Source organism: Pseudomonas sp. NPDC087612 (genome assembly GCF_044743505.1).
Classification (GTDB): domain Bacteria; phylum Pseudomonadota; class Gammaproteobacteria; order Pseudomonadales; family Pseudomonadaceae; genus Aquipseudomonas.
In genome coordinates this window covers 8,081-16,679 of sequence record NZ_JBIUWO010000021.1, presented here as the reverse complement: position 1 = coordinate 16,679, position 8,599 = coordinate 8,081, and the positions used below count along the sequence as shown (strand labels likewise).

The 8,599-nt window shown below is 58.4% G+C and carries 2 protein-coding genes and 1 pseudogene; all 3 read right to left on the bottom strand.

Features of this window, described 5'->3' with window-relative positions; all coding sequences use genetic code 11:
• Positions 1-28 precede the first annotated feature (28 nt).
• Positions 29-157, bottom strand: a pseudogene (gene rpsL, locus ACIOVF_RS27825) (30S ribosomal protein S12); the annotation flags it as partial.
• A 210-nt stretch (positions 158-367) separates the two neighbouring features.
• Positions 368-4,567, bottom strand: coding sequence for a DNA-directed RNA polymerase subunit beta' (gene rpoC, locus ACIOVF_RS27820; RefSeq protein ID WP_045202248.1), 4,200 nt, complete (start codon positions 4,565-4,567; stop codon positions 368-370).
• A gap of 64 nt (positions 4,568-4,631) precedes the next feature.
• On the bottom strand, positions 4,632-8,599 hold a 3,968-nt coding region (gene rpoB, locus ACIOVF_RS27815), incomplete at its 5' end, for a DNA-directed RNA polymerase subunit beta (protein ID WP_401294147.1).

The window sequence follows — 8,599 nt, the reverse complement described above, 5'->3', positions numbered from 1 at the left end:
AAACATAACGCATACCAGATTAATATAATTTACTCGAGTTCATGAAAAAACTGTTGCACACTAAACTAATATGAGGGCAGTTCTGCAGCGCAGGAACGTCGGATTTCTCGACGATACGCTTACGCGGCTGACGTACCAGCTGGTTGATAGTTGCCATCTACTAGCTCCACTGTTGTCTTGCGACGCTATTGTCTTGCAAGAAAAGCAAAAATTGGCAGGACGGAGTCCCACCAAATTTAGGGGTACAAGAGTCTAAAGAGGATCTTGCCCCCAGTCAAGACAAGGCCCCGGCCCTCCCCTTCCAGTCATCGGCAACAAATTATGTCGCCGATGGCCAAAACAGGTTTGCCGGGGCCCTATCCTACTTTCAGTTACCGCTGGAATTCAGCGCTTCGGTCAGTGCGGCTTCCACCTCACTGGCACTTACGCGCAGCGGTTTGTCGGCATCACGGCGACGCTTGCGCTCGCTGTGGTAGGCCAGACCGGTACCGGCCGGGATCAGACGACCCACGACCACGTTTTCTTTCAGGCCGCGCAGGTAATCGCGCTTGCCGGTTACCGCCGCTTCGGTCAGTACGCGGGTGGTTTCCTGGAAGGAAGCCGCCGAGATGAACGATTCGGTGGACAGCGAGGCCTTGGTGATACCCAGCAGTACGCGCGAGAACTTGGAGATGAACTTGTCATCTGCGCCGAGACGCTCGTTCTCTACCAGTACCTGGGTCAGTTCCATCTGGTCGCCCTTGATGAAGCTGGAATCGCCGGACTCGGTGATCTCAACTTTACGCAGCATCTGACGCAGGATGGTCTCGATGTGCTTGTCGTTGATCTTCACGCCTTGCAGACGGTAAACGTCCTGAATCTCGTTGACGATGTACTTGGCCAGCGCGCTTACACCCAGCAGACGCAGGATGTCGTGCGGATCGCTTGGACCGTCGGAGATAACTTCGCCGCGGTTAACCTGTTCGCCCTCGAAGACGTTCAGGTGACGCCACTTCGGAATCAGCTCTTCGTACGGATCGCTGCCATCGTTCGGGGTGATGACCAGACGGCGCTTGCCCTTGGTCTCTTTACCGAAGGCGATGGTGCCGCTGACTTCAGCCAGAATCGAGGCTTCTTTCGGACGACGGGCTTCGAACAAGTCGGCAACCCGTGGCAGACCACCGGTGATGTCACGGGTCTTCGACGTTTCTTGCGGGATACGCGCGATAACGTCACCGACGCCGATCTGGGCACCGTCAGCCACACCAACCAGGGCGTTCGCCGGCAGGAAGTACTGAGCCGGTACGTCGGTACCTGGCAGCAGCAGATCCTTGCCATTGGCGTCGACCATCTTGATTGCAGGGCGGATTTCCTTACCTGCAGCCGGACGGTCTTTGACGTCCAGAACCTCAATGTTGGTCAAACCAGTCAATTCGTCAGTCTGACGCTTGATGGTGATGCCTTCTTCCATGCCCACGAAGGTCACGGTACCTTTCATTTCGGTAACGATCGGGTGGGTGTGCGGGTCCCACTTGGCGACGATTGCGCCAGCGTCGACCTTGTCGCCTTCCTTCACGGAAATGACCGCACCGTAAGGCAGCTTGTAACGCTCACGCTCACGACCGAATTCGTCGGCAATCGCCAACTCACCGGAACGCGATACGGCAACCAGGTTACCGTCGGCACGCTCAACCTGTTTCAGGTTGTGCAGGCGAACCATACCGCCGTTCTTCACCTGGACGCTGTCGGCAGCCGAGGTCCGGCTTGCAGCACCACCGATGTGGAACGTACGCATGGTCAGCTGGGTACCCGGCTCACCGATCGACTGGGCAGCGATAACGCCGACCGCTTCACCGATGTTCACCTGGTGACCGCGAGCCAGGTCGCGACCGTAGCACTTGGCGCAGATACCGTAGCGGGTTTCGCAGCTGATCGGCGAACGCACGATCACTTCGTCGATGCTGTTCAGCTCGATGAATTCGACCCACTTCTCGTCGACCAGGGTACCGGCCGGAACGATAACGTCGTCGGTGCCTGGCTTGAACACGTCACGGGCGATAACACGACCCAGTACACGCTCACCCAGTGGCTCTACAACGTCGCCGCCTTCAATGTGCGGCGTCATCAGCAGGCCTTGCTCGGTGCCGCAGTCGATCTCGGTAACCACCAGATCCTGGGCAACGTCTACCAGACGACGAGTCAGGTAACCGGAGTTCGCGGTTTTCAGCGCGGTATCCGCCAGACCCTTACGAGCACCGTGAGTCGAGATGAAGTACTGGAGTACGCTCAGACCTTCACGGAAGTTCGCGGTGATCGGCGTCTCGATGATCGAGCCGTCCGGCTTGGCCATCAGACCACGCATACCGGCCAGCTGACGAATCTGAGCTGCCGAACCCCGGGCACCGGAGTCAGCCATCATGTACATCGAGTTGAAGGACTCTTGCTCGACTTCGTCGCCGTTGCGGTCGATGACTTTCTCTTTCGAGAGGTTGGCCATCATCGCTTTGGAAACTTCGTCGTTCGCCTTGGACCACAAGTCGATGACTTTGTTGTACTTCTCGCCCTGGGTTACCAGGCCGGAGGCATACTGGCTCTCGATCTCTTTCACTTCGTCGGTAGCGGTACCGATGATGCGGGCTTTTTCATCCGGGATAACGAAGTCGTTAACACCGATGGAAACGCCGGAGATGGTCGAGTAGGCAAAACCGGTGTACATCAGCTGGTCAGCGAAGATCACGGTCTCTTTCAGACCAACCACGCGGTAGCACTGGTTGATCAGCTTGGAGATCGCCTTTTTCTTCATTGGCTGGTTGACCACGTCGTACGACAGACCTGGCGGTACAACCTGGAACAGCAGCGCACGGCCGACAGTAGTGTCGACGATACGGGTGTTCTTGACGCTGCCGCCATCACGATCGTTTACGGTTTCGTTGATACGAACCTTGATCTTGGCGTGCAGGGCAGCTTCGCCGGCGCGGAATACGCGGTCGACTTCCTGCAGGTCGGCGAACACGCGACCTTCGCCCTTGGCGTTGATGGCTTCACGGGTCATGTAGTACAGACCCAGTACAACGTCCTGCGACGGAACGATGATTGGCTCACCGTTGGCTGGCGACAGAATGTTGTTGGTCGACATCATCAGCGCGCGCGCTTCGAGCTGGGCTTCCAGCGTCAGCGGCACGTGAACGGCCATTTGGTCACCGTCGAAGTCGGCGTTGTACGCAGCACAGACCAGCGGGTGCAGCTGGATAGCCTTACCTTCGATCAGTACCGGTTCAAAGGCCTGGATACCCAGACGGTGAAGGGTCGGCGCACGGTTGAGCAGTACGGGGTGTTCGCGAATCACTTCGGCGAGAACGTCCCAGACCTCTGGCAGCTCGCGCTCGACCATCTTCTTGGCGGCCTTGATGGTGGTCGCCAGACCACGCATTTCCAGCTTGCCGAAAATGAACGGCTTGAACAGCTCGAGAGCCATTTTCTTCGGCAGACCGCACTGGTGCAGACGCAGGGTCGGACCTACGGTAATTACCGAACGGCCGGAGTAGTCAACGCGCTTACCGAGCAAGTTCTGACGGAAACGACCTTGCTTACCCTTGATCATGTCAGCCAGGGATTTCAGAGGACGCTTGTTCGAGCCGGTGATGGCACGACCGCGACGGCCGTTATCCAGCAAGGCGTCGACCGCTTCCTGCAGCATGCGCTTTTCGTTGCGCACGATGATGTCCGGCGCGGACAGGTCGAGCAGGCGCTTCAGACGGTTGTTACGGTTGATCACCCGACGATACAGGTCGTTCAGGTCGGAAGTCGCGAAGCGACCGCCATCCAGCGGAACCAGTGGACGCAGGTCTGGCGGCAGAACCGGCAGAACGGTCAGGACCATCCACTCAGGCAGGTTGCCCGAGCCCTGGAAGGCTTCCATCAGTTTCAGACGCTTGGACAGCTTCTTGATCTTGGTTTCCGAGTTGGTCTGCGGAATCTCTTCGCGCAGGCGACCAATCTCGTGCTCCAGGTCGATAGCGTGCAGCAGCTCGCGGACAGCCTCGGCACCCATGCGGGCGTCGAAGTCGTCACCGAACTCTTCCAGCGCTTCGAAGTACTGCTCGTCGTTGAGCAGCTGGCCTTTTTCCAGGGTGGTCATGCCCGGGTCGATAACGACATAGCTCTCGAAGTAGAGAACGCGCTCGATATCACGCAGGGTCATGTCCATCAGCAGGCCGATACGGGACGGCAGCGACTTCAGGAACCAGATGTGGGCAACCGGCGAAGCCAGTTCGATGTGCGCCATGCGCTCACGACGAACCTTGGCCAGGGCGACTTCAACGCCGCACTTCTCGCAGATCACGCCGCGGTGTTTCAGGCGCTTGTACTTACCGCACAGGCACTCGTAGTCCTTGACTGGGCCAAAGATCTTGGCGCAGAACAGGCCGTCACGCTCGGGTTTGAACGTACGGTAGTTGATGGTTTCCGGCTTTTTAACTTCACCGAACGACCACGAACGGATCATCTCAGGCGAGGCCAATCCGATACGGATGGCGTCGAACTCTTCGACTTGACCCTGGTTTTTCAGCAAATTCAGTAGGTCTTTCAAGGCCTTTCCTCCTGGCGGAGCAGGGAGCGGGCTTTTCAGCCACGCTCCCGATTCGCGTCACGTGTTATTCGGTTTCCAGATCGATATCGATACCGAGCGAACGAATCTCTTTGATCAACACGTTGAAGGACTCGGGCATGCCCGGCTCCATACGGTGATCGCCGTCCACGATGTTTTTGTACATCTTGGTCCGACCGTTCACGTCGTCCGACTTCACTGTGAGCATTTCTTGCAGGGTGTATGCCGCGCCGTATGCTTCCAGCGCCCACACTTCCATCTCCCCGAAACGCTGACCACCGAACTGCGCCTTACCACCCAGCGGCTGCTGGGTAACCAGGCTGTAAGAACCAGTGGAACGCGCGTGCATCTTGTCGTCCACCAAGTGGTTCAGCTTGAGCATGTACATGTAACCAACGGTCACATGACGCTCGAACTTGTTGCCGGTACGACCGTCGAACAGCTGCATCTGACCGCTTTCTGGCATGTCTGCCAGCTTCAGCATGGCCTTGATCTCGCTTTCCTTGGCACCGTCGAAGACTGGAGTGGCCATTGGCACACCGCCTTTGAGGTTCTTCGCCAGGTCCAGGATTTCCTGGTCGGAGAAGGTCTCCAGTTGTTCCTGACGACCACCGATCTCGTTGTAGATCTCGGTGAGGAACTTGCGCAGCTCGATGACCTTGCGCTGCTCTTCGAGCATGCGGTTGATCTTCTCGCCCAGACCTTTGGCCGCCAGGCCCAGGTGGGTTTCGAGGATCTGACCGACGTTCATACGCGATGGTACGCCCAACGGGTTGAGGACCACGTCGACCGGAGTACCGTTGGCGTCGTGCGGCATGTCTTCGACCGGCATGATCACCGAGACCACACCTTTGTTACCGTGACGGCCGGCCATCTTGTCGCCCGGCTGGATGCGGCGACGGATTGCCAGGTAGACCTTGACGATCTTCAGTACGCCCGGTGCCAGGTCATCGCCCTGCTGCAGCTTGCGCTTCTTGTCTTCGAACTTGTCGTCCAGCAGACGGCGACGATCAACGATGTAGGCCTGGGCCTTCTCGAGCTGCTCGTTCAGCGCGTCTTCGGCCATGCGCAGTTTGAACCACTGGCCGTGCTCCAGACCGTCCAGGACTTCGTTGGTGATCACAGTGCCTTTCTTCAGGCCTGCACCACCGTCGACAACCTGGCCGTTCAGGGCCGAACGCAGACGTTCGAAGGTTGCGCCTTCGACGATGCGGAACTCTTCGTTGAGGTCCTTGCGGATCTCGTCCAGCTGCATCTTCTCGATGGACAGCGCACGGCTGTCGCGCTCGACGCCATCACGGGTGAAGACCTGCACGTCGATGACAGTACCTTTGGTGCCGGTAGGCACGCGCAGGGAGGTGTCTTTAACGTCGCTGGCTTTCTCACCGAAGATTGCGCGCAGCAGTTTTTCTTCCGGCGTCAGCTGGGTTTCGCCTTTTGGCGTGACCTTGCCGACCAGGATGTCGCCAGCGCCAACTTCAGCACCAACATAAACGATACCGGCTTCGTCCAGCTTGTTCAGCGCAGCTTCACCGACGTTCGGGATGTCCGCGGTGATTTCCTCTGGGCCAAGCTTGGTGTCACGGGCCACACAGGTCAGTTCCTGGATGTGGATCGAGGTGAAGCGGTCTTCCTGAACAACACGCTCGGACAGGCAGATGGAGTCTTCGAAGTTGAAGCCGTTCCACGCCATGAACGCGATGCGCATGTTCTGACCCAGCGCCAGTTCACCCATGTCGGTGGACGGGCCGTCGGCCATGATGTCGCCACGCTGAACCGCGTCACCCTTGTTAACCAGCGGACGCTGGTTGATGCAGGTGTTCTGGTTCGAACGGGTGTATTTGGTCAGGTTGTAGATGTCGACACCGGCTTCACCGGTTTCAACTTCGTCATCGGCAACGCGAACAACGATACGGCTGGCATCGACGGAGTCGATCACGCCGCCACGACGGGCCACGACGCAAACGCCGGAGTCACGGGCAACGTTGCGCTCCATGCCGGTACCGACCAGCGGCTTGTCGGCGCGCAGGGTTGGTACAGCCTGACGCTGCATGTTCGAACCCATCAACGCACGGTTGGCGTCGTCGTGCTCGAGGAACGGAATCAGCGACGCTGCAACCGAAACTACCTGCTTCGGCGAAACGTCCATCAGGGTGACGTCTTCCGGCGCCTTGACGGTGAATTCGTTCAGGTGACGAACAGCTACCAGCTCATCGATCAGGTGCTTCTTCTCGTTCATCGTGGCCGAAGCCTGGGCGATGACGTGATCAGCTTCTTCGATCGCCGACAGGAACACGATGTCGTCGGTAACCACGCCCTCTTTCACCACGCGGTACGGGCTTTCCAGGAAGCCGTACTGGTTGGTGCGAGCGTATGCCGCCAGGGAGTTGATCAGACCGATGTTCGGACCTTCAGGGGTCTCGATCGGGCACACGCGGCCGTAGTGGGTCGGGTGTACGTCACGGACTTCGAAGCCTGCGCGCTCACGGGTCAGACCACCAGGGCCGAGTGCCGAGACACGACGCTTGTGGGTGATCTCGGACAGCGGGTTGTTCTGGTCCATGAACTGCGAGAGCTGGCTGGAGCCGAAGAACTCTTTCACCGCCGCCGCAACCGGCTTGGCGTTGATCAGGTCCTGAGGCATCAGGCCTTCGCTTTCTGCCATCGACAGACGCTCTTTGACCGCGCGCTCTACACGCACCAGGCCAACGCGGAACTGGTTCTCGGCCATCTCGCCGACACAGCGGACGCGACGGTTACCGAGGTGGTCGATGTCGTCGACGATGCCTTTGCCGTTACGGATGTCGACCAGGGTCTTGAGGACCTCGACGATATCTTCCTTGCTCAGCACGCCCGAACCTTCGATCTCGGTGCGACCGATACGACGGTTGAACTTCATGCGGCCAACGGCCGACAGGTCGTAACGCTCGGCGCTGAAGAACAGGTTGTTGAACAGGGTCTCGGCGGCATCCTTGGTTGGCGGCTCGCCAGGACGCATCATGCGATAGATCTCGACCAGCGCTTCCAGTTGGTTGCTGGTGGAGTCGATCTTCAGGGTATCCGAGATGAACGGACCGCAGTCGATGTCGTTGGTGTACAGGGTCTCGATGCGAACAACCTGGGCCTTGGCGATTTTCACCAGGACGTCGGTGCTCAGCTCGGTGTTGCACTCAGCCAGGATCTCGCCGGTAGCCGGGTGCACGATCGCCTTGGCGGTAGTGCGGCCCAGGACGTACTCCAGCGGCACGTCCAGCTGCTTGACGCCAGCTTTTTCCAGCTGGTTGATGTGGCGAGCAGTGATACGACGACCTTGCTCGACAATGACCTTGCCGGTTTCGTCATGGATGTCCATGACCGCAACTTCACCACGCAGGCGCTGAGGCACCAGCTCCAGGCTGAGCTTCTCGCCCGACACGTGGAAAACGTTGGTGGTGTAGAAAGCGTCCAGCACTTCTTCAGTGCTGTAGCCCAGCGCGCGCAGCAGAACCGACGCAGGCAGTTTGCGACGACGGTCGATACGGACGAATACACAGTCTTTCGGATCGAATTCGAAGTCCAGCCACGAGCCGCGGTAAGGAATGATCCGCGCCGAGTACAGCAGTTTGCCAGAGCTGTGCGTCTTGCCGCGGTCGTGATCGAAGAACACGCCCGGCGAACGGTGCAGCTGGGAAACGATAACACGCTCGGTACCGTTGATTACGAAGGTACCGTTTTCAGTCATCAGGGGGATTTCACCCATGTAGACTTCTTGCTCTTTGATGTCCTTGATCGCTTTGTTCGACGATTCTTTGTCGAAAATGATCAGGCGGACTTTTACCCGCAGCGGCACCGCGTAGGTCACGCCACGCAGTACGCATTCTTTGACATCAAAAGCCGGTTCGCCCAGACGATAGCCAACGTACTCCAGGGCAGCATTGCCGGAGTAGCTGATGATCGGGAAAACCGATTTGAAGGCCGCATGCAGGCCCACGTCGCGGAACTGATCTTTGGTCGCTCCCGCTTGCAAGAATTCAC